At 55.9% G+C, this 304-nt stretch carries 1 pseudogene; it reads right to left on the bottom strand.

The window, feature by feature from the left end:
• Positions 1–304, bottom strand: a pseudogene (locus KDM89_RS21445) (biotin/lipoyl-binding protein); the annotation flags it as partial.

The raw sequence follows: 304 nt of genomic DNA, 5'->3' as shown, positions 1-304 counted from the left end.
CTGCGCCAGTTGGGCTGCAGCCTGAGTACTGCTGACTTTCGCATCGGTATTGTCGAGTGCAATCAGGGTTTTGCCAGCGTCCACCAGATCGGTGTCATCAGCATGGATGGCAACCACGGTACCTGCGACTTGTGACGTCAGCTGTACCAGATTGCCCGCCGCATAGGCGTCTTCGGTGTGTTCGAAGTTCTTCAGCACAGTCAGCCAGTAATAGCCGTAAGCCATAGCGGCGATGAGCAGAATGATACTGATGATGATCAGGCGGGGTTTGCGTTTGGTCGGCACGGCGACTGGAGCAATAGCC

The organism is Cognatundibacterium luofuense, from assembly GCF_018139685.1.
GTDB lineage: Bacteria > Pseudomonadota > Gammaproteobacteria > Burkholderiales > Burkholderiaceae_D > Undibacterium > Undibacterium luofuense.
Note: the sequence above shows the minus strand (reverse complement) of the source record. Positions and strands in the feature narration are given on the sequence as shown.